Here is a 22,933-nt window from a genome sequence, read left to right on the forward strand (position 1 = left end):
TTTACACCTATGATGATCGATAGCTTTCCATATCGCTATACTTTTCCGAAGAGCTACGGAAATCCCATGTGCATTCAACCGTCTACTAGCCTATTCGATGCACAGATTGCTCAACCAGAAAACACCGGTGTAGAGATTGCGAAAGGCGTTGGAGCGGGTCTGTATGATGCCGGAAAAGATTTTTTGACGGGTATTTAGGATTTCATTGTAAATCCTAAAGAATCTATTGAAAGCGTTGTCCAGGCGGTCTCACACCCAGTGGAAACCATTACATAATCGCGCACCTTGAAATAAAAAAATGCTTCTGATAATCGAATACAGTCTCACCATCCAATACAAAATAAATGGGCGAAAAGATGGTCTGGTCGCGTGTGAAGTACGCAACCATCTACACTTTCCGACCAGTTCCAATCTATGCCAAAAGCTTTACGAAAAATTTACAAAATATTACGAAAGGTCTCATAGTCATCTCCAATTTGTAGTGATACGATAATAGGGAATCTTGTTATCCAAATCTAGTAATGGAAGGATGCGATTTCGCTTCAGTCGAGCTGAAAAAAGATTTAAAGTGATGGACATTCAGGAAGGAGCATTCATTCAATGCGTAAAGAAAAATGGAGAAAGCCTTTCAACACTTTTTTATCGATTGGTTTAGTAATGAGTTTACTTGTACCAGTTTTTCCAGCGACATCGAAGGCAGCGACAGTTCCCGCTGACTTGCTGATTTCCGAATATGTGGAGGGAAGCGGCTTTAACAAAGCGCTTGAGCTTTACAATGGCACAGGGACGGCGATTGATTTAAGTGATTATACGTTGGAGCTCTATGCAAATGGGGCGACGGCGGCTAGTTCGAAATTGGCGTTATCGGGCATCTTACCAAGTGAAGAGACATATGTTTTATTCCACAAAGATGCGAGTGATGGTATAAAAAGCAAAGGGCAATTGGAAAATACCAGCGTTATTAATTATAACGGTGATGATGCGCTCGTTTTGAAGAAATCGGGCGTGGTGATTGATTCATTTGGACAAGTCGGGGCGAGAAGCGACTGGGGGACAGATGTGACGTTAGTTCGGAAAGGTACTATTACTTCGGGCGACGCCATTCCGAATGATGCTTTCAATCGCGATGGGGAGTGGATGGTTTATCCGAAAGATACGTTTGAGTATTTAGGGCTCCATGACATGGACGGTTCGCCTGTAGACCCGGAAGTTCCGGAGAATGTCATCTCCATTGCAGCTGCACGCTCCACGAGCTTAGGGGAGAAGGTGACGATTAAGGGGGTAGTCGCTGCCAACTTGAAAAACACGATTTCCGTGCAAGACGCGACGGGTGGGATTGCGGTGCGCCCCGCTAGTTTGAATGCAACGGTCGGGGATGAAGTGACGTTAACTGGTACGTTAGCCGATTACCGCGGTCTGCTTCAACTGGATAATGCGATCATCGTTGAGAAAAGCGGAAGTGTCGGGGCACCGACGCCTAAAGTGGTAACGGGTGCTGGCGTAGCAGAAGACCATGAATCACAGCTTGTCATTGCACAAAATATTGAATTGATTGACGTGCAGGCAGGCGCTGGTTGGGCTAATTATATTGCAACGGACGGCACGGCGGAGTTTGTTGTTCGTGATGAAAACAATCATCTTGGTTTAGCGGTTGGCATGACCTATGAGTCTATTACAGGAGTCATTCAGCAATTTGATGCGGATTATCAACTAATCCCGCGTTCACCACAAGATCTTGTGGTGGATAGTTCAATCGTACAACCGGTTTCTGCAAATCCAGCGGGAGGAACGTTTGTCGGAAGCACGACGGTCACTTTATCGACACCGACTGTTAATGCAGACATTCTGTACACATTGGATGGAAAAGATCCGCTTGAGTTTGGCATGAGCTATGAAGCGCCCATCAAAATCACAGCGGATACAACGCTTAAAGCAGTTGTGAAAATGGAGGATGGACAAGTCAGTGACGTAAAAACTTTCGTCTATACGATTACGGAAAGCCTACAAATCCATGACATCCAAGGGGCAGGCCATCATTCACCATTTGTCAATCAAACCGTTGAAGGCATCGAAGGGATTGTCACGTATTCCTATACGTTAACGGGTTCAACTTATTACCATATTCAAACGCCGGATGCTTTAGCGGATGACAATCCGCATACATCTGAGGCAATTATCCTGTACAGTGGGCGGACTGCTTGGCCGATTCAAGTCGGTGATGTAGTTTCCGTCTCGGGGAAAGTGAGCGAATATGCGATTGATGGGTATGCGGATCGCCAGGAGACAGATCTAACAATGACGCAAATCAATGTCCGTGACGATCAAGGCGGAAAGGTTGTCCTCCTAGAAAGAGGCGTGGCATTGCCTGAAGCCGTTATAATTGATGAAACGAATTTGCCGTCTACGCATATTGATAGCGATCAATTTACCCTATTCAACCCTGAAGTCGATGCTATAGATTTCTGGGAGAGTCTCGAGGCGATGCGCGTGGAAGTAGGCAATGTGAAAGCGGTGGCGCCGCAAGAACATGGGGACTTGGTAACTGTTCTTGAACAGGCATCGACGAATACGTTGCATGGTGGTTTGTTGCTAGAACAAGACAATCAACATGCAAATCGTGTGCAGTTCCGTTTAGAGCCGAATGGGCCAGCTCGCGATTTCGAGGTGGCGACGGGTGATACGTTTGACGGCCCGATTACGGGAGTCGTCGGCTATTCATTCCAAAACTATAAAATCTATGTTTCGTTAGATGATATGAAGGCGGCACATACGAAAGGCAGTGCAGCACCTGAAAAGACGACGATTGTCAAAGCGGACGACAAGTTGACCATTGCTTCGTATAACTTGGAAAACTTCTCGAACAACACAAAGTCTACCTCAGCGGATAAAGCGCAAAAGCTAGCGCGTGCGTTTGCTGTCGATATGCAAAGTCCCGATATTGTTGGTGTGACGGAAGTCCAAGATAATAACGGTGGGGATGCAGGCGATGCCAAGGCAAATGAGAGCTATGAACGGTTGATTGCGGAAATTGGCAAAGCCGGTGGTGCGCACTATGAATATGTCAATATCGACCCGCAGAACAATCAAGACGGTGGCGCACCGAATGCGAATATTCGTGTCGGTTTCCTTTACAATCCGGAACGTGTGACACTAACGGAAGGGAATCCACATGGCGATGCGACAACGGCTGTGGGCTATGAAAATGGTAAATTGACGCTGAATCCTGGTCGGATTGACCCGAATAATCCAGCATTCAACAGTAGCCGTAAACCGCTCGCTGCACAATTTGAATTCCAAGGTGAAAACGTGATTGTCATTGCGAATCATTGGAATTCAAAATCAGGCGATACGCCATTATTTGGCTCCAAACAACCGCCTGTCTATGGCAGTGAGATTCAACGTCATAAAATTGCAACAATCGTTTATGATTTTATTGCAGATGTGAAAACGAAAAATCCAGAAGCACATATCGTTTCAGTCGGTGATTTCAATGACTACCAGTTTTCCGAAAGCTTGAAGATCCATGAAGGCGACCTGATGACCAACATGATCAACAAGGTGGAAGAATTCGATCGTTACACGTATGTGTACCAAGGGAATTCGCAAGTATTGGATCATATACTCGTGTCCAATCAGTTGGTCGATCAAACAGAAATCGATATTCTTCATATCAATGCGGACTTTACAGACATGGCTGGACGAGCCAGTGATCATGACCCGGTACTTGTCCAAATTGGGTTCGAAGCGCCTGTTGTATGGGAACCGATAGCTGTGAAAAAAGTATATAACTTAGTGAATGAAAAAAAGAAAAAGTTGAACATCGCTGAGCCGAGTGTCGCTGTTAAAATCGATGCGAACTCCTACTTGACGGAGGGCGTTCTATTGAAAGGTGATTATGCGGAATTAAGTGGCGAAGGCTTCAAGACGAATAAAGTGATTCTCGAACCGAAGAAAAAAGGTTTAATCGTTGATATGAAAGGCACCGTCATGGGGGATGTGGTTGTCGATGGGCCGCATCCATTGCAAATTCGAGGTGCTGAAAACATTCAAAACATTAGCTTTATCAACGGGGCAAAACCGGATGCTGTCGAGTTTTACAATTCAAAAGGGCAACGCATCAGCGTTCCAACGGTAGAGGCAAACAAAGCGCCTATCGTTGTGAAAACCATCGCGAATAAAACAGTGAAAGAAGGAGAAGCTGTCTCAGTCGTTCTGGCTGAGCACTTCTCCGATCCTGACGGCGATAAGCTGACATACACGGCGACGAAAGGGACAGTCGATTCGTCCAGCGGTGTGCTGACACTTGCGCTTGAAAAAGGAAGTCATATCGTCGGCGTCACGGCGAGCGATGGTGCGAAAACAGTGACCACAAGCTTCACGGTCACTGTAACTGCTGCGGACGTTCCGGCCGATGGCTATTACAAAGATGCTATGGGCAAAGAGGGGCTAGAGTTGAAAGCGGCTCTTCATGAGATTATTTCGGATCACAAGCAACTTTCCTATGCTGAGGTGTGGGATGCGTTAAAGAAAACGGATGAAGATCCAAACAATCCAGACAATGTCATCTTGCTGTATTCCGGTGAGTCGCGCTCCAAAGCCCGTAACGGCGGGAACGTAGGCGACTGGAACCGTGAACATACGTGGGCAAAATCGCATGGCAACTTCGGCACGAGCAAAGGCCCAGGAACGGATATTCACCATTTGCGTCCGACAGATGTCCAAGTGAATAGTACCAGAGGGAATTTGGATTTTGATAATGGAGGATCTGCCGTAAAGGGGTGTTCTGGCTGTTTCAAAACAGCGAATTCATGGGAACCGCCTGACCGGGTGAAAGGCGATGTGGCAAGAATGTTGTTTTACATGGCTACTCGTTATGAAGCCGGCGACCGTGTTGATCTTGAGTTGAATGAAAAGCTAAACAACGGAAGCGCTCCGTACCACGGAAAGCTATCTGTCCTTCTCGAATGGCACAAGCAAGATCCAGTCGATACATTCGAACGCAACCGCAATGATGTCATCCAGGAATGGCAAGGCAACCGGAACCCGTTCATCGATCATCCGGAATGGGTGCAACTGATTTGGGAGCAGAGTGAAGTGAAAGATTTAGGGATTGCTTCTTGAAATTTGCGGTGCCAGTCACTCATTCAACTGGCACCTTTACAAAAACACGCTATCTGTTTAAAACAACAGATGGCGTGTTTTTTTATTACCCATTAAATTTCTTTTGAAAGTAAGGTGTCTTCCTCAACACAATACATACCGGAATGGCGATCAGTAAACCAACAACGTTTTGAATAAGGTCCCCTGGGATGGATGCTAGTGGTGCAACCCAGTTGTTGTACATAATGCCTTGCCCGATATAGTAGACCGCCATCATCACCGGCATTGACGCGACTGCTGCTAAGATGTTTAGTCCTACATTGTCGCCTCGCTGTCCTTTTGCCCAAGCGATTTTTCCGACGATGTAGCCTTGTAATAAGCGCGAGATAATGGTCGTTGGCGCCCAAATTGCCCAGCCGCCTAAGATATCGAATAAGCCCATCCCGATTGCTCCAGCAAGTGCCCCTTTTTTAGGCCCGAATAAAATCGCTGCGATGAAAAGAATAGATGTCCCTAAGTGAACGAGTCCACCTTGCCCGAATGGTAACTTAATATTGATCAGTGTTCCTGCGAAAATCAGTGCTGCTAACATGGCGGTAATGACTAAATCAAATGTTTTTGCACGCGATTTTGTATAAGAATGTCCTTGTACATTTTGCATCTGTATCGTCCTCACTAAGTTGAATTATTTGATAATTTAACTTTAGCAAAAGGCTGACCATTGTAAAAGTACCACTTCTGTGAAAATGTTAGAGGTCAGATTGTTTTATCTTCATTCAGCAGAAAACTCCCACCTCGATAGGTGGCGAGATGAATGCGGTTTTGTGTTACTGTTCAGTGGGTGTTCAAACACTGGCTGAATGAAGAATGGAAGGCAACCTAAGTTCGCCGCATCCTGCGGCAACGGTTGCATGACCTACCTCCTGTAGGCCCGCGGATGTCACAGATTTTTAGGGGAGCTTTTCGAGCGAGCTCGAAAAAAATCTGGACGCAATTACGCCGGGGCGTAATTGATGATGAAAAATAAGTTGGTGTATTTTTGCCGCTCGCAACTTATGATACGATGAAGAGAGTAGAACTTAGGATTAGTTAGGTGGGGGAGAATGATGAAAAAAGTGGCTGTCATTCAGGACATGTCATCCTTTGGGAAATGCTCGTTAACGGCTGCGATTCCTGTGCTGTCTGTGATGGGGGTTCAGGCGGTACCGTTGCCAACTGCGATTTTTACAGCGCAAACGGGGTATCCGAGCTTTTATTGTGAGGATTTAACGTCAAAAATGGACTACTTTGTGGAGGAATGGAGCAAGCTTGGTGCATCTTTTGATGGCATTCACACGGGCTTTGTGACGGGAAAAGAGCAAATCGATAACATATTTACGTTTTTACATACCTTCTATTCGAATGAAACGAGGCTGCTTGTCGACCCGGTGATGGGCGATATGGGTGAAATGTATAAAACGTATTCGGGTGCGTTGCTGGATCGTATGAAGGAACTCGTGAAGAGCGCGGACATTATTACGCCAAATGTGACAGAGTGCTGCTTGCTGACAGGTTTGTCATATGACAAGCTACAGACCTATCGAAATGAGTCAGATTATATTCATGCACTAGAGGAGGCGGGCCAACAGCTGCAGCAGACAACTAAAGGGACTGTCATAATCACGGGCTTGAACCCGCCATCAGTAGTTCCGAACAAACGGCATGTAGGCAATATGTATGTCGATGCAAATCGTTCGTTTACGAGTATTCGTGACTATAATGGCGAGAGTTATTCGGGAACGGGTGATTTGTTTGCAGCGGTCATCATGGGTGGGATGATGCGCGGGCAGGATTTAGTAGAATCCATGAAGCTCGCGGAGACGTTTTTAGCCGCTGCGATTGAATCGACGTCAAAGGAGCAAATTCCACGCGAGGCAGGCGTCAACTTCGAACAATTTTTGCGCATGTTGTTGTAGGGATGAATGGTGTGAGTGACTGGCATCATTACAAAAAAAGGATTCCTTGAACGGCGTGAACCGTCAGGGGATCCTTTTTTCCTATTTATCTAGAAAAACGGGGAAACATTTGGTTTCCAAAACCGGGAGAAAATTCGAATTCGAAAGGGGAAAACTGGTTTTCGAAAGGAGAAAATTCAAGTTCAAAAGGGACAAATGGGTTTCCAAAAGGAGAGAATTCGAGTTCAAAAGGGACAAATTGATTTCTGAAAGGAGAAAATTCGAATTCGAAAGGAGAAAATTGGTTTCTGAAACCGGGAAATCTTTGGTCTCTAAAACGGGGAAACATTTGGTTTTGAAAACGAGGAAACATTTGTCGTCCTTTATTAAAACGCATTTGATTTACCATTTTATTGCCTCCTTTCATAGGGTACAGTATAAGCTATGTATAATTAGTAAAGGGGCTTAGACCAAGACCCATCTTCGGAATTATTGCATGTGAAGGTTTTGGAGAATTGTGTGAGTGACCCCTTTATAAAGATGAAACAAAAAGACCTTTCTCCAGAAAAATAGAGAAGGGTCTTATGCATTTTATTCAATAAAGTATTCTTCCATATCCCGCTGCATTAAATCTTTTTTAGATTTAACGTTTGGTTTTGGAATCGCATAATGTTTTTCGTATTTGCACATCTTGCAGGAACAATTTAACTTCGCTTTAGATAATTTGCCGGGATGCTGAATATAAGGATGTACGATATCATCCGTTATGTCCTGGCCCCATACATATCTTACGATCTCTAGCTTCCGGTTAATGGCCCGCTTTCTTTGATGGCGATAATATGAACTTGAACGATTTTTCATTAGTGAAAACCTCCCTTGAGAATCGTACCGCCCGCAGGGATCCTCAAGGAGTGTGTAAACCCCTACAGGCAGGTACTTGTCGTTTTCACTAGATTGTTTTCTGTATTCATTAGAAGTCCTCCTGATTGTTCTAATAGAAGTAAATTGTGTAAGTGAAGCCTTTTATTTAATCACATACTCAGGCTCTCCATCCGATTCATTTGCTTCAGAAAATATAAACGTCCATGGCATAGAAGTATTGCTAGCAATTTCACAAGGTAGGCTAAACGTTGCATTAGCTAGTTGTTTGTCTTGTTCATAATAGGCAATGACTGTATTGTGCAAGCGGAGTTTTGTTTCCTTGAAATTATGAATGAGTACGGTGATCAGCTGTTCACTTTTATGGTTGCGTGCACTCCATAAAAATGACAAATGGACGCCGTCTTGTAGTTGTTTTGTTTGTTGTTGGAAATGATTTATGATTTTTTCACGATCATTAGGGGCAATCGTTTTGTCCCAAGCAGGTTCAAAATAGAGCTTTTGCATTGTCGTCAACCCTCGTTCCATTCGTTTTTTCTTCATAGATTATCTTTAGTTGTATTTATAATAGCATACTTGTTTGGCATCAAATGTCCCTTTTTATAATGATCTTCATTACTAATCCGGACGGCCAAAAGTTCTAAATTCGTCAAACCTAAAACCAACTTCGTATGATAACCTTAGTTTATAAATGCTTATTAACAAGTATCTCCCGGTGAATTTAGATAACGAGTTACTATGAATTGAGGAGTCGAGATGGAATGACATGGATGACGATTGGTGCTATAGTAATCGGCGTAATTTTGATCTTTATAACAAGTCCCACAAGTGCGCTTGTAGAGTGGGTTTTAAGTAAATTTACACCTCAGCCGAAACTCGATTCAAAAGATGTGGTTGTTTCGTTTAATGGAACGGATTTAGAGGAAGCAGAGAAAGATCGATTTAATGATTATTTTAACAAAGCTCAATTTTTGGAGAGAAATCATATCTTCCCGGGCAATGAAAACTTGTTTCTGCAACCAGAAACTTCGATTATTCCTTATATCGTTAAAGTGAAAAATCGAAAAAAAGAAATGAATTACTTTGTTTATATTTCCGAAGATCATATTGAGGTAGTCAAGCAGTGGAAGAAAAAAGTGACTGCTTTCAGTATTAAATCTGCGTATCTACAAAACTTTACGGTTGCCAATAGCCTAACTGTAAAGGCTTGATCTATCTCTTCAAGAGAACGTCGTAAAATGAATATAATCTAAAAAAAGCAGTTATTAACAAGTTTTTTGTTAATGGCTGCTTTTTTAAATTGTGTAAGTGACCTTTAATATAACTTTTAAAACCAAACACCCCCACTATGCTAATAGTAGGGGACGTTTGGTTTTATTGGTGCCAGTGTCATTCATTCAAACTTTTCATTTTTAGCAAAGGTCGGTAGGCTTCAATGTTTTTGATCATTAAATAGACGTTCATCGCTAAAATCATATATGCACCGACACCTGTTATTTGTTCTAGGGAAATATGGAATACGACCATATTAATTGAAACAGGCATAAAGATGATTAATGCTAACGGTACGAAACGGTTGGTGAAAAATGCTAACCCACAAACAATTTTAACTACAGCTAAAAATGGAACAAAGTAGCCCGTCTCTACTAGTGCGACCATATATTGGTCGGCAGATGGATTTTCATACTCAATCGGGAAGCCACCTAAAACGAACATACCGATGCCCGAACCTATCATCATTAGGCCGAAAATAATTCGAATAATTGTTGGTACTTTATTTTGTTTTTGCATTTTACTATTCCCTTCTGACTAAAAAAATTAATGTAAATCACTATATATGTTGCCGGCAACATAAAGTTAACATATAACTATAAACGATGCAATTTAAAAGAACTTTCGTAGTAGTTTCAGTGACGGGACACTTATAGCCAATCTGAATTTAGTGGCATGTTTCCAAAATGGTGTATGATTAAATAAAGCCAATCGTAGCTATTCATATTTTGAAAGGGGAAAGTTTCTATGAAAGAAAATCAATGTTCTAAAACACTTTCTGAAGTGGATGGCATTTTCACTGCTTCAGACTTCCCAGTAAATTTCGCAATCATTGCACTCGCTCGCTACCATCGTTCAACCGCAACTGATTTATTACGAGAAACTGGATTATTTCCCGGGCAAGAAATGATGTTAATGCAGCTATGGAAAAAGGACAACCAATCACAAAATGCGATCGGGAAAGCATTAGGCATTAATCATTCAACAGTGGCCAAGTCCGTTCGTAGATTAGAAGAAGCAGGCCTTGTGACTATGAAGCGTTCTGATTTGGATAAACGGGTAACATTGGTTTCCCTTACGCAAGCAGGGATGGATATAAAAGAAGAAGTCCTAAATGTTTGGAGAACGGTTGAAAATACAGTTACCGAAAATCTTACAGATGATGAAAAAAGTGTGTTTTTGAATTTAGCCGAAAAAATTGTGAATAACAGCTAATCGTCACTCGCTCAATCATAATTCCATTAGGCGAAAAGCAGGGAAAATGTTATATTATTTATACAAATGCTACTGATTTTGATCATAAAACAAGCCAGATAATTGAGCGACTAAAGGAGGGGAAATCATGTCCAATGACGTAAGGCCAAGAAGAATAATTTTAGATTTAGCAGTCACGTTAGACGGCTTTATTGAAGGAAAAAATGGGGAAGTTGATTGGTGCATCATGGACTCTGAGATGGGGTTTAATGATTTTCTAAATCAAATAGATACGATTTTATATGGAAGAAAAAGTTACAATTTATGGGGACAATATACTCCCAAAATGGAAGATGCTGATGCTGAAAAAGAAATGTGGGCATTGGTTCATAGTAAAGAGAAATATGTGTTTTCCAGAACACAAAAAGGAATTGATCATAAAGCAATATTCATAAATGAAAATATTCCTGAAGAAGTAAATAAATTAAAGAATAAGCCGGGTAAAGATATCTGGTTATACGGTGGAGCAAGTCTTATTACAACTTTTATCGATTTAGGGCTTGTTGATGAATTTAGATTGTCTGTTCATCCTGTTATTTTGGGAGAAGGAAGACCGTTGTTTAGTGATATAAAACAGAGGTTGAATTTAACATTAATGAATACAAGAACTTTTTCCTCTGGCGTTGTTCAACTAATCTACCATTCGAATAAAAATTAATCATATTGCACATTCCAAAGATGAAATACAATAAAAAATCATAAGCCTAATTCCTCGTACAATATACGGAGGGATAGGCTTTTTTTAAGACAAGCATAAATGGTATACCTATAATGAAAATACATATGAAGATTTTCTATATACATTATTACTAATGAATTAACAATATCTGGCTGTTTAATGAGTGTTTTTTATTAAAATGGCTGGTTTATTTCTAACAAAACAGGTATTTTATCCGGAATTTTTGTATTGGAAGGGATAGGTAAATAGTCCAAACTATTCTTGGAGATAGAATATACATATGTTATTGTAATAAAGTATTGAATTGAATAAGCAAACCTAGGGAAATCTAGGGACGCAAAGCTACAGGGACTACGGTTTAAAACTATGTCAGCCAGTTGCCAAAGAGTACATATTACTTTTTGTTATTATAAAGCTACGTAAAAAAAGTATTACCCTTTTATGTAAACTTTATAAAAATAGAAGCTACTCTTTTTAGAGTAGTTTTTTTATGTGCTTTTTTGGAATGAATCCATTAGGAGGAAATGAATATGAAAGTAGTTAAAATGGCAACAGCCGCGGCTATGGCGTTCAGTTTAGTCATTGCGCCAATCCATGCATTAGCAGATCAACATCCAAATCCGAAAGTGCCCACAAAGACCATTGAAAATAGTGTGGAACAAGCGGAGACAGCTACTGTCAGTAAGTTTAGTTTATATGGCAATGATTTGTTACATGCTTATGATGAAACGTTTAAAATGGCGAACGACACTATCACATCCATCACAAACAATGGTAGAAACTATCCTGGTTCTCCCCTTGAAAAGGCAATCGATGGGGATATGAATACCCATTGGGAAACAGGTAAGCAAAATGATGCAACCTTCACGAATGAGGTGATATTTACCTTTAACGAAACAACTTTATTAAATCGAATTGTCTATGCGGCTCGGCAAACAAGCGCGAAAGGCAAGGGCTTTGCACAAGAATTTAACATCTACGGTTCAACGACAGATAACGGTAATGATTTTACAGTAGTTTCTTCTGGTGAATATAAAGGTTCTACAGGAGATATCGTTGAAATTCAATTTAAACCGACAGAATTTAAACGTTTAAAATTTGTCTATAAAAAAGCGAACCAAAATTGGGCAAGTGCTGCAGAGTTCCTATTTTATAAGGAAGACGCTATTTCTAGTCAAATGGCGAATTTATTTACTAATGAAAATAAAAATCAAGTTTCAGAAGAATTTAATACAGTAAAAAAATTAAAAGCTTTAGAGGAAAATGTGAAATCACATCCCTTATATGAAACATTTAAAGAAGATATTGCCGATGCGTATGCATTAATCAATCAGGAGCAAATTGAAGCAACGACTGCCGTAACAAAACCATTTCCATATTATGTAAATCAGGACTATTCGAAGTTGTTTAGAATGGACTATGAGAACATTAAAGATATCCGAAACAATGGAGGCCATTATAGTACTTCTATCATTGGCAATGCGATTGATGGCAACTTAAATACGTATTGGGAAACCAACTCGGTGAATTCAGCTAATTTCACGAACGAGGTAGAAGTAGAATTCAAAGAAGCAGTGAAACTGAATCGTATTATGTACGGGGCGAGGCCGTCAGACCGTAAAGGATTTGCGGAAGAATTTGAAATCTATGCATCTCAAACGTCTAAAGGAGATACGTACCAACTTGTATCTACTGGACAACATAATATGGTTACTGGATTAGTGGAAGCAAAATTTGAACCAACTACATTTAAACGCGTGAAATTCAAGTTCAAAAAGTCCAATCAGAATTGGGCAACTTTATCAGAACTAGCCTTTTATAAGGAAGACGTTATCCAAGATAAGGTGAATGGTATTTTTACTGACGGCACAATGAGTGCGCTAGTACCTGAATTCAATAGCCTGGATAAAATTACTGCTTTAGAAAACGAAACGAAAGATCACCCACTATATGATGTGTTAAAAGAACATTTAGATTTAGCCAAATCGATTATAAAAGGTGAAGAAAATGTTGGTGGAACGATTGTTGAAGCAGAACAACGCGGAGATATGGTGAAACATGCGAAAGAAAAACTAAAATTTGGTTTTGGTAATAACCTCCAACCTACAGGGTTTTCAGCTCAGCCAGGAGACAAAATTACGGTATACGTCGATGCCAATCCAAATGGTCCATTGCCTAGGGTAGCGTTTGCACAGCAAGAAGGTTCTTTTGCAAACTGGAAAAGAGAAGTCCAGCTATCACCCGGTAAAAATGAAATAACAGTACCAAAAGTCAATAAAGATAATTGGTATCAACATGATGTAACCCCTGGTGGAAGTATTTATATTCATAATCCATATACAAAAGAGCAACAAGGGACTGCGCCTAAAATTCGATTTGCAGATGCTGAAAGAATTCCTTTCGCAACGAAAGATACGAATGTTGCAGAATTTAAATCATTTTTAAAAGAATATAAGAAGAAAATGGATGAGGATATTGCAAAACATCCAAAACTTGAAGAGCGAGAAGTTCTAGATGTTTTCGAGTTTGTAAGTGAGCATATTGTATGGACAGGTACAGCAACAGGTGCTTATCAAACGTATATCGAAGATGGTTATAGTCCGTTAGAAACGATTGAGTCCTACAACACACATATGAATGAAATATTTAAATACTACGGATTGGATGCAAGAAATGAAAGCCATGATCCTAAGTTTATTAGGGAAAATGTACGACTGGCACAACCATTCGGTTATATGTATGCTTATACCGACCATATCGGTGTGCAAGGTGACGTAATGGCTAATCACTTAATTCCGTTTGAAGTAAGAGGTCCTTCATGGGGGTTAACGCATGAAATTGGGCATAGAATGGATATGAACGCTAGATTATATGGTGAAGTAACAAATAATATGTTGCCTCAATATATGTCGGTATATTATGAAAAAATCGATAACCGTATACCGTATGAAGAAAATATTTATAAAAATGTCATGAAGGAAAATTTAAAATCTTATGGCAGTCAAGGTTACTTTGAAAAGTTAGGCGTATTTTGGCAACTAGAGATGTTTAGTCCGGGATATTGGGGGAAATTAAATAGTCTGTATCGAGAAAGAAATGTACAACTGACGGATGGTGAGATTTCTAAGCAAAAATATCTAGTTGAATTCTCATCTGAAATATTGGCACTTGATTTAAGTGAACACTTCGCAAGACATGGGTTTACGGTTAGTGACGAAACGAGAAAATTGACTAGTAAGTACAAGAAGCCTGAGGGAAAAACATGGTACTTGAATAACTCAGTGATCGGTTACAAAGGAAATGGCATTCAAGATAAAAATGTCTCTATTGAAACGACTGTACTGCCAAATGCAGGAAAAAACACAAATAAATTAAGTTTTTCGATTGATAAACGCTATACGAATGATATTTTAGGGTTTGAAATTATAAGAGATGGTAAAATTATCGGATTTACTTCTAAAAATCATTTTGAAGATAAAAATGTAGATACAACTAAAAGCTATACGTATCAAATTATTGTTCATGATAAAAAACTGAAAGCTTTAGAGCCTGTGGAATTTAATTCACAAAAACCAACAATTGCAGTTGAAAGCCAAGTAACGCTTAAATTGCATCAAGAATTTGTTCCGATGGATTATGTGAAAGCGAGAAGCTCCAAAGGGAAAGACATTACAAAAGATGTTGTCATTATATCGAATAATGTCGATGTAACGAAAAAAGGTAATTACGAAATTGTTTATGAAGTAAAGAACGCGGATATTACAGAGACTAAAACAACAAAAGTAACTGTCACAAGTGATTTTACGTATCTCTCTGATATGAACGCTAAATCGGCGAATATTGCTTGGGGTGGATTGAAAAAAGATTTAGCACCTTCTGGCAACATGATTACGCTAATTAGACAAGGATTAGAGGCAACGTACGCAAAAGGTATCGGTGCCCATGCAAATTCAGAAGTCATTTATGATATTGAAAATAAAGGATTTAATTTCTTTGAAAGTTATATCGGCATTGATCAAGCGACGAAAGGTGGTCCTTCATCAGCAACGTTTGAAATTTGGGTGGATGGGGAGAAGAAGTATGGTAGTGATGTATTTAAAGCTGACACAGCACATGAATTTGTCAAAATTCCTGTCACTGGCGCAAAAGAAGTGAAACTCATTACAACCGATGCTAATAATGGTAATGCATCTGACCATACTGTATGGGCTGACGCGAAGTTTACGATTGATTCTAGTAAACCTACATTAACGGTGGCTAATGAGTTGACATTTGTAAAGTTCAATAGCGATTTTGATGTTATGCAAGATGTTGAAGCATTTGATCCAGAAGACGGTAATTTAATTGACCAAGTAAAAGTAACGACAAATGGTTTCGATGTGAATAAAACAGGCATGTATAATGTAGACTATTCTGTCACGGATAGCGATGGACATACAGTTACAAAAACTAGAGAAATCTATGTTTATAGTGATGCAAAATTCGCGAGCGATACAGCTTGGAAATCTGCACAAACTGCATGGAAAAAAGTCAACAAAGACAAGGCTTCGAGTGGTGAATCTATCAAATTACTCGTTAATGGGGAAATCAAAGAATTTGCCAAAGGTATTGGTACACATGCAAGCTCCGAAATTGTTTACGACCTTGAAGGCAAAAACTATGATTACTTCGAAACATTCGTAGGTGTAGATAGAAATATTGCAGAAAATAATAAATCGAGCGTTACATTTAAAATTTTAGCAGATGGCGAAGAAGTCTATAACAGCGGTGTGATGAAATATCATACAGAAGCTAAATTAGTAAGACTTCCAGTAAAGGGCGTTAAAACTTTAACACTGATTGCAAGCGATTCTGGTGACGGCAATGAATCAGATCACGCAGACTTTGCGGATGCGAAATTCTATATTTCAAACGGACTGCCTCAACTGACGATTCCAAAATCAACGGCAACGAAAGTAGGCATGCCGATCGACATCAGTGAAGAATATACAGCAATAGATGCAGAAGACGGTGATTTAACTGCTGCTGTCCAAGTAACAGGCATCGACAAAGTCAACTTCAATCGAGCTGGCAAGTATGAGCTTACGTATAAGGTGACGGATAGTGACAGAAATGAAGTAATCGCAAAGCGAATGATTTCCGTTGTCAATATGGATGATTATAACTATCTGTCTGATTTCAATTGGACATCTACACAAAACAGTTATACAGCACCACGTAAGGATATCGCAATTAGTGGTAAGCAGCTACGATTAACAGATGGGGGCGGTCGCGAAGTCCTTTATAAGAAAGGCATCGGCGCACATTCAAACTCCACAATTGTATATGATTTGACAGATAAAGATGCGGAGTACTTTACGTCATTTGTTGGGGTAGACCGACAAATGTATAACACTGTTGGCTCGGTTGTATTCCAAGTATTTGTTGATGGAGAAAAGCAATTCGACAGTGGCTTAATGAATTCTAGAGATCCTCAACAGTTTGTAGAGGTGAATAGTAGCGGCGCTAAGGAATTAAAGTTAGTCGTGACTGATGGTGGCAATGGAAATGGCTCTGACCATGCGACGTGGGGAGATGCGAAATTACATTTTGCAAATGCAGATCGAATCTTTACACAAGAATTAGTCGCTGCGATTGAAGAAGCGAAAGCGATTAATACAGAAGACTATACATCTGAGAGTGTGGCAGCATTACAAGCAAGTATTGCACAAGCAGAAGAAGTTGTAGCGAACAAGCAATCTATTCAGGTAGAGATTGATCAGGCGATAGAGATGCTAAAAAAAGCAAAAGAATCATTAGTAGCCATCGATTTAAGCCAAGTCATCCCAGTACCAGATAAAGATTTAAATAGGTTTATTAAACAAACACTAGGGATTACGGATGAAATCACACTTGGTGATATGTATAAACTGACAAGCCTATCCGCTGCTGGTACGCGAACAGAAAGAGTAGCTAGTCTTGAAGGTTTACAATATGCGAAAAACCTAGTGACATTGGATATCACGGGCAATGAAGTGACAGATTTCTCACCACTACAAGGATTAGAGAAATTAGAAAATCTAATGGCTAATCCTCAAGTAATTGAAATGCCTTCCCCAACTGGACAGGACGCTATATTCAACGTGGAAAATCTGGTAAAAGGTTTAGATGGTAAGCATGTGAACCCTACTCAAATTGCACTTAGGCATAATCAAACGTTTAAAGAAGTAATCGTAAATGTTGATCAACTAGAAGCAAATGCAGATCAATTTTCGATTGATCTTACAGAAGAAGATAAAGGTGTTTACATGTTAGTCATGGTTTATGAAGTAGCGGGTAACTCCATTCAAATCATGTCTGTGATTGATAATCATGAATCTTGAGTGACTGTGGTACCTTTACAATTACTCATACAACTTCCAAAGAACACAGCCCTTCAATCGAGCAATCGGTTGGAGGTTTTTTTTAGTTAGGGAGACATTAACAATATTGATAGACAGGTTGCTTGCCACTTTACCTTTTATGGGAAATTGAGGGTTTTGATGTTATAGTTGTTATATGCATTTGATAGATTTCTAAGAAAATCAATCTACTGCAGATTAGTTATCTGATGACTATGTTTATAAAGTATAAGTCCCATTTTAGGGGGAGTAAAATGACGAATTATTATTATTTAGCATCAGATCAGAAATTGGGCTTAGGTAATACTTCGCTTGATTTTACAGAGATTGAGCCGTGGATGATTCCAGGGTTTGATTACCCCGTTCAGGTAGAGATTTTTAATGGTGTAAAAAAAGAGTGGGAGTTGCGTGAGTTGCTACAGTATATTCGCAATTACACTGCATCCTATCCGGTTTGTACAGTGCAAATAGCGCACTTATTAAATTCAGATCAAGTTGAACTAAAAGTACAGAAAAAGTCTAACTTACTATGGCACGAGATTGTTAATCCAAAGCAACTTCTGCTGCAAGAAGGGCATTTATTGACGATTAATAAAGTGCCAAATTCTCAATAATTTCGTATGCAGCTATTCTGTTATTAGGCGAGATTTTTAAAAATAAAAGGAGGTGTTCGTCATGTATGAAGTGAAAGATTCCTATTTTTTTATTTTCGATACGCCATCTTTACTTGCCGTGGGTGCTGTTTTTGTATTGCTAATAGCTGGCTACTTCTTTTTCAGAGTGAAAAAGAGAGGGAAAGCCAATTATTGAGTATTTTATAACTGGCTATATTGTTGAATAGGGGTGAAGTGATGAAAGATGGTGATTTTATTTTACCGGATGTATTCGAAGGTTTTATTGACAGTGAAATAATGGACATTGAAACATATTATTTAATTTATAATTTTGTTGCATTGGATAATTTCCGACAGGGGGAGTACGAAGGTAACATGTATGTGATTAGAAAAATAAATGCAAATCATATACAGTTGGAAAATGAGGTAGCGACAGAAAATACCCCTAAGCCCAAAGTATATATCTATACCAAAAAAGAATTTTTAGGGCTTTTGCAATCGCATAAGCCGAGTTTGTAAACTACATTATAAACGGGCCATTTATCTTAGAGAAGTAGGTTTATGATATGAGTAAAAGACAGCGGGTTTTCTTAGCAATAACGATACTTACATGGATTGCTTATTTTATTTGCACATTGATATTCGGACATGGTTTATGGATTGTCAAGGTTCTTAGTTTAGCGTTTGTTATTATTTTGGGAATATATCTTTTTACTGATTGGGAAAGTAAAGAAAATGGTTTTGGGGATTAATTAAATGATGATAATCGAAACTGGCTAAAGGTAAAAAGGGTAGGTGGTGGGTGCATGGATGTGGAGGATAATTATATAAAGGTAATATTAGCGTTAGCTATTATTGGACTTTTTTTCTTTATCATTAATAAAGTGTTGAGAAAATGGCTTAATGTTGAAAAGAGAAGCTTTTTCTCTTATGGTCATGTAAATGATAAACATAAAAAAATGGATTGGACCGTTAGAATTATTGGTATTGCCTTGTTGTTTATCGGCTTTTTCATTAACAACTTTATACGCGATCCGTATGATCCTATTTGGTTTTGGGAAACATATATCGTTTTGTTTGTTATTATTATTGCGACTGAAATAGTTCGAATCATTATGGAGAAGAGATATGCAGAAAACAGGAATGCCTATATTTTATCGACTATTCAATTAGTAATAGGGGCAATATTGTTAATTACGGTGTTGATGACTAACTTTTTTGGATTGTTTTGAGTGGCTGTGGTACTTTTTTTAGCAAGGGTGTGATTAGATGTTTCAAGATGGATTTCCGAATTATTTAAGAGAAGATGTGGCTATAGTGGTTGGAATGATATCTTATAATAATGTCGCTATTGATGTGTCCCCGGATACGATTCAATATATTCAAGAGCAAAACGTAGTTAGGTTTCCTTATCGCATCTACGCCATTGATAGTTCAGATGAGATTATGGACAATTTAAGTTTACGACAAAAGATGATTTTGCATTGTATTTATTCAAGAAGTTGTGACGGGTTTGTTCGCCAAAAGCATGTGTATGCGTTGCTGCAGATGGATTATGAAGATTGGGCTATTCCTTATATCGTCAAAGTATGTGATGAATATATCGTTGAAATAGTAGAAATGACTTATGATATTTTAAAGGAACAGGATACAGAACGGATTAAGAGATTTTGTCTTGAAAATCGTGTGTCGTTTTGTAAAAGCTATAATAGAATGATTAGCTATTGGAATGAATTTTACAGATATACATATAAAAACTTTCACAACTATATTGGTAGAAAATTATTTAGAGAGTGTTTTGGTTACACGAGATCAATGGAACGCTCGACTTGAAGTAACAGATGCGATTATTGGAAACTAGAAGCCTAATTCCTCGTTCAAGATACAGAGGGAGTAGGTTTTTTGCTTTTTTGAAATCTGGAATCGTGTGAGAAGCACTTAAGGAGATACAAGGTTGTGTTTAGTATGACATCTTCACAGGAACAAAAAGGATATTCACACCTCGTGTCGAATTGAAGAAGTGTACAAAGGAGGGAATAGTATGGGGAAATTGATGAAGGAGAAAGTAGGCATCGTCACGGCAGCGGGAAGTGGTCTGGGGAGAGCGAGTGCCCTTGTTTTTGCGGAAGAAGGGGCAAAGGTGGTTGTGTCAGATATTAATGAAGAGGCGGGCAAGGAGACGGTTCGGCTCATTAAAGAACAGGGCGGGGAAGCGGTTTTCATTGCCTGTAATGTTGCGGAGGAAGAACAAATTATGAATTTGGTGACACAAACCGTTGCGCTTTATGGACGTTTGGATTGGGCGCATAATAATGCGGGAATCGGCGCACCTTCCATGCCGATTGCCGAAACGCAGTCGGCGGAATGGGATCGTTGTATTCAAATCACACAGACGAGTTTGTATTATTCCTTGAAACATCAAATCCCAGCTATGCTTGCTTCGGGCGGAGGGGCGATTGTCAATACAGCGTCTACGTCAGGCTTGCTTGGGTCGGAAAACTTGGCTACGTATAGTGCAGCGAAATGGGCGGTTAATGGTTTAACGAAATCGGTTGCCTTGGAGTATGCGAAAAAAGGTATCCGAGTCAACTCGATTTGCCCGGGGATGACCTTGACACCTGCTGTGGAAGCTTGGGCGAAGGAAGTGCCGGAACAAGCGAAATACGTGGAAAATGATATTCCGCTCGGACGTATGGGGCGTCCCGAAGAACAGGCGCAAGCTGCATTGTGGCTTTGTTCGGATAGGGCTTCTTATATTACGGGTGTGAATTTAGCTGTAGATGGCGGGCAAACTGCGAAGTGATGGAGGATTGGAACACTGCTAGGTTTTGCAATGTTGATAGCGAATAGGGCAGTTTGAATATATGCGAATCGACCTGATTCTGAAAGTGCCATTTAGTGTCAGGTTGATTTTGATAGTCACTTCGTTTTTATAAATTTCATTTGAATGAAGTTTACTTACTGGATAAAGTGTCACCAAATTATGGTTTAGAAGATTGCATTACAGGGAGGAATTAATGTGTTCATACATAAGATTGATGAGGATTTAGCTTTAAAATTAATAGAACTAAAGGATGCAGAACGGATTTTTGAATTAACGAATAACTCAAGAGGTTATTTAAGAGAATGGCTTCCTTGGCTAGATACCACCACCAAAAATGAAGATACCGTAGAGTTTATCAAAATGTGTGTAAAAGGATTTGCTGAAAATAGAAGTTTGAATACGGTTATTTTATTTAAAGGGAATGTTGTTGGAGTGGCTGGTTTTAATAGTATCAATCGGTCAAACAATACAGCTTCTATTGGCTACTGGCTGGGGGAAGGATATCAAGGGAATGGTATTATGACGAGGGTAGCTAAGGCATTGACTGATTACGCCTTTACGGAATTACAATTAAATAAAATAGAAATTAGAGCTGCTGTAGGCAATAAGAAAAGTAGAAGTATACCCGAAAGACTAGGTTTTGTGAATGAGGGCTGTATTAGAAGAGCGGAATGGTTATACGATCATTATGTTGACCATGTTGTTTATGGAGTATTAGCTGATGAATGGAATGAAAAGAAGTAGGGGGATGGTCGCCTTGCATCTGCGCAACTCTTTTACAAAAAAATCGTGTAATTATGTTGTGTCATACCTAGGATAGTGGCATGATTTTTGTAGTCTCACATTCGTCAGTAATAGTCGTAAAATTATAAAAGTATATTGCTTATTTTACATATTACTGTTATATTCATTAAAACATATTAATTTAATAGGGAATGAGGGTGTTTTAATGTCAACAAGTCAATTATTGAAAGTGAAGACAACTGGAGTGTGGAAAGAAGGGGTTAAGACGGAGATTGCAGTGCGTCACTTTGCACCGTTTGTTGTCGATGAACCGAAAAGTTTAGGCGGAACAGACGAAGGGCCAAACCCGGTTGAATTTGTATTGGCCGGATTATCAAGTTGTACGTCTGTTATGATTGCCATCATCGCGAAAGAACTTCAGTTTTCGTATGAAGGCGTTGAATTTGCCAATGAAGGTTCGTTGGATTTACAAGGTTTAATGGGAGTAGAAGGCGTCTCACCACATTTTCAATCAGTCGATTTTGATGTCATTATTAAAACGGAAGAAAACGAAGCGCGCATTCAACAGTTAAAAGAGAAAGTAGAGAAAAGATGCCCAGTGATGAATTTGCTAGTAGATGCTGGGGTGCCTGTTGTTTCAAATTGGATAAGAGGATAAAACATCAAACACTATTTTATAACAATCGTTATAAAGTAGTGTTTTTATTTATTTAGGTAATTGGTACTTTTAACATTTTTTGTACGTCGAGCATCTATATGCATTGAATTTAAAACGTACGTTCGATATAATTGGATTATTAGGACAAATGAAAGGAGGGATATGTCGATGAAGTTTTATGTGACAGTGAAAAGTTTGGGGAAACGAAAAAATGTTTTGACCAAGCAGGAAATGGAGTTACCGACGATTCCAGCAACGCTCAGGGAATTGATCACGGCAGTTGTGACACTGAATGTCGAACAATTGAGTGATCAGCAAAAAAATATGGATTGGTTTCCATTGTTAACAGGAGCGGAAATTGAAGAGCGCAGCGAAACGGGCAAAGTCGGATTTGGGGCAGTGTATCACGAACAACTTCCTGATCTTGCGAAAGCAAAAGACACGGCGATTGTCGCGTTTGAAGATGGGCTGTACAAAGTGTTTATTCGTGAAGAAGAAGTGAGTCAGCTCGATGCACCGCTGACACTGAGGGAAGAGGATGAATTGGTTTTTATTAGGTTCACGATGTTAGCGGGAAGATTATGGTGAAGGGGAG

At 39.6% G+C, this 22,933-nt stretch carries 22 protein-coding genes and 1 riboswitch; of the genes, 17 read left to right on the forward strand and 5 right to left on the reverse strand.

The features are described 5' to 3' along the window. The first annotated feature begins 66 nt into the window (after positions 1-66). Both MKY34_RS07965 and MKY34_RS07970 read left to right on the forward strand, forming a co-directional pair. Positions 67-198: a hypothetical protein gene (locus tag MKY34_RS07965; protein WP_342514651.1), complete on the forward strand. Its 132-nt coding sequence runs from the start codon at positions 67-69 to the stop codon at positions 196-198. Between the two features lie 402 nt (positions 199-600). Next, positions 601-5,121 (forward strand): endonuclease, encoded by a 4,521-nt coding sequence (locus MKY34_RS07970; RefSeq protein ID WP_342514652.1) that lies wholly within the window; start codon positions 601-603, stop codon positions 5,119-5,121. Positions 5,122-5,206: 85 nt separating this feature from the next. Here MKY34_RS07970 and MKY34_RS07975 read toward each other — a convergent pair whose 3' ends face one another. Continuing rightward, on the reverse strand, positions 5,207-5,761 hold the full coding sequence (locus tag MKY34_RS07975) for an ECF transporter S component (protein WP_342514653.1): 555 nt from the start codon (positions 5,759-5,761) through the stop codon (positions 5,207-5,209). A 445-nt stretch (positions 5,762-6,206) separates the two neighbouring features. Here MKY34_RS07975 and MKY34_RS07980 point away from each other — a divergent pair, with 445 nt between their 5' ends. Beyond that, on the forward strand, positions 6,207-7,055 hold the full coding sequence (locus MKY34_RS07980; RefSeq protein WP_342515214.1) for a pyridoxamine kinase: 849 nt from the start codon (positions 6,207-6,209) through the stop codon (positions 7,053-7,055). Positions 7,056-7,140: 85 nt separating this feature from the next. Here MKY34_RS07980 and MKY34_RS07985 read toward each other — a convergent pair whose 3' ends face one another. From MKY34_RS07985 to MKY34_RS07995, 3 genes are all read right to left on the reverse strand, one after another. After that, a complete protein-coding gene (locus tag MKY34_RS07985; RefSeq protein WP_342514654.1) occupies positions 7,141-7,443 on the reverse strand; it encodes a hypothetical protein in 303 nt (100 codons plus the stop codon). Positions 7,444-7,625: 182 nt separating this feature from the next. Then, on the reverse strand, positions 7,626-7,895 hold the full coding sequence (locus tag MKY34_RS07990; RefSeq protein ID WP_342514655.1) for a hypothetical protein: 270 nt from the start codon (positions 7,893-7,895) through the stop codon (positions 7,626-7,628). Between the two features lie 162 nt (positions 7,896-8,057). Further along, positions 8,058-8,456, reverse strand: coding sequence for an SLAP domain-containing protein (locus MKY34_RS07995; RefSeq protein ID WP_342514656.1), 399 nt, complete (start codon positions 8,454-8,456; stop codon positions 8,058-8,060). A 218-nt stretch (positions 8,457-8,674) separates the two neighbouring features. Between MKY34_RS07995 and MKY34_RS08000 the strand changes: the two genes are divergently transcribed. Further along, positions 8,675-9,124 carry a YfmQ family protein gene (locus MKY34_RS08000; protein ID WP_342514657.1) on the forward strand — a complete coding sequence of 150 codons (450 nt, stop codon included), beginning with the start codon at positions 8,675-8,677 and terminating at the stop codon, positions 9,122-9,124. Between the two features lie 178 nt (positions 9,125-9,302). Here the strand turns inward: MKY34_RS08000 and MKY34_RS08005 are convergent, their stop codons facing one another. Continuing rightward, positions 9,303-9,704, reverse strand: a complete 402-nt coding sequence (locus MKY34_RS08005; protein ID WP_342514658.1) for a hypothetical protein — start codon at positions 9,702-9,704, stop codon at positions 9,303-9,305. A 228-nt stretch (positions 9,705-9,932) separates the two neighbouring features. Here MKY34_RS08005 and MKY34_RS08010 point away from each other — a divergent pair, with 228 nt between their 5' ends. From MKY34_RS08010 to MKY34_RS08070, 13 genes are all read left to right on the forward strand, one after another. Beyond that, entirely contained in the window at positions 9,933-10,400 is a 468-nt protein-coding gene (locus tag MKY34_RS08010) for a MarR family transcriptional regulator (RefSeq protein ID WP_342514659.1), read from the forward strand. Positions 10,401-10,527: 127 nt separating this feature from the next. Beyond that, positions 10,528-11,097: a dihydrofolate reductase family protein gene (locus MKY34_RS08015; protein WP_342514660.1), complete on the forward strand. Its 570-nt coding sequence runs from the start codon at positions 10,528-10,530 to the stop codon at positions 11,095-11,097. Positions 11,098-11,419: 322 nt separating this feature from the next. Then, positions 11,420-11,503: riboswitch (cyclic di-GMP riboswitch) on the forward strand. A gap of 145 nt (positions 11,504-11,648) precedes the next feature. After that, complete coding sequence (locus MKY34_RS08020; protein WP_342514661.1) at positions 11,649-17,480, forward strand: NPCBM/NEW2 domain-containing protein; 5,832 nt, start codon at positions 11,649-11,651, stop codon at positions 17,478-17,480. A 272-nt stretch (positions 17,481-17,752) separates the two neighbouring features. Beyond that, positions 17,753-18,112, forward strand: coding sequence for a hypothetical protein (locus MKY34_RS08025; RefSeq protein ID WP_342514662.1), 360 nt, complete (start codon positions 17,753-17,755; stop codon positions 18,110-18,112). 61 nt (positions 18,113-18,173) lie between these two features. Further along, positions 18,174-18,308 carry an LPXTG cell wall anchor domain-containing protein gene (locus MKY34_RS08030; protein WP_342514663.1) on the forward strand — a complete coding sequence of 45 codons (135 nt, stop codon included), beginning with the start codon at positions 18,174-18,176 and terminating at the stop codon, positions 18,306-18,308. A gap of 41 nt (positions 18,309-18,349) precedes the next feature. Then, complete coding sequence (locus MKY34_RS08035; RefSeq protein ID WP_342514664.1) at positions 18,350-18,631, forward strand: hypothetical protein; 282 nt, start codon at positions 18,350-18,352, stop codon at positions 18,629-18,631. A 47-nt stretch (positions 18,632-18,678) separates the two neighbouring features. Beyond that, complete coding sequence (locus MKY34_RS08040; protein WP_342514665.1) at positions 18,679-18,864, forward strand: hypothetical protein; 186 nt, start codon at positions 18,679-18,681, stop codon at positions 18,862-18,864. 54 nt (positions 18,865-18,918) lie between these two features. Beyond that, complete coding sequence (locus MKY34_RS08045; protein ID WP_342514666.1) at positions 18,919-19,344, forward strand: DUF4181 domain-containing protein; 426 nt, start codon at positions 18,919-18,921, stop codon at positions 19,342-19,344. Positions 19,345-19,381: 37 nt separating this feature from the next. Continuing rightward, on the forward strand, positions 19,382-19,945 hold the full coding sequence (locus MKY34_RS08050) for a hypothetical protein (protein ID WP_342514667.1): 564 nt from the start codon (positions 19,382-19,384) through the stop codon (positions 19,943-19,945). A gap of 208 nt (positions 19,946-20,153) precedes the next feature. Continuing rightward, complete coding sequence (locus MKY34_RS08055; RefSeq protein WP_342514668.1) at positions 20,154-20,915, forward strand: glucose 1-dehydrogenase; 762 nt, start codon at positions 20,154-20,156, stop codon at positions 20,913-20,915. A gap of 216 nt (positions 20,916-21,131) precedes the next feature. Next, positions 21,132-21,680 (forward strand): GNAT family protein, encoded by a 549-nt coding sequence (locus MKY34_RS08060; RefSeq protein WP_342514669.1) that lies wholly within the window; start codon positions 21,132-21,134, stop codon positions 21,678-21,680. Between the two features lie 205 nt (positions 21,681-21,885). Next, positions 21,886-22,338 carry an OsmC family protein gene (locus MKY34_RS08065; protein ID WP_342514670.1) on the forward strand — a complete coding sequence of 151 codons (453 nt, stop codon included), beginning with the start codon at positions 21,886-21,888 and terminating at the stop codon, positions 22,336-22,338. A gap of 168 nt (positions 22,339-22,506) precedes the next feature. After that, complete coding sequence (locus tag MKY34_RS08070) at positions 22,507-22,926, forward strand: hypothetical protein (RefSeq protein ID WP_342514671.1); 420 nt, start codon at positions 22,507-22,509, stop codon at positions 22,924-22,926. Positions 22,927-22,933 lie beyond the last annotated feature (7 nt).

The sequence above is a fragment of the Sporosarcina sp. FSL K6-1522 genome, assembly GCF_038622445.1.
In the GTDB taxonomy this organism is placed as follows: domain Bacteria; phylum Bacillota; class Bacilli; order Bacillales_A; family Planococcaceae; genus Sporosarcina.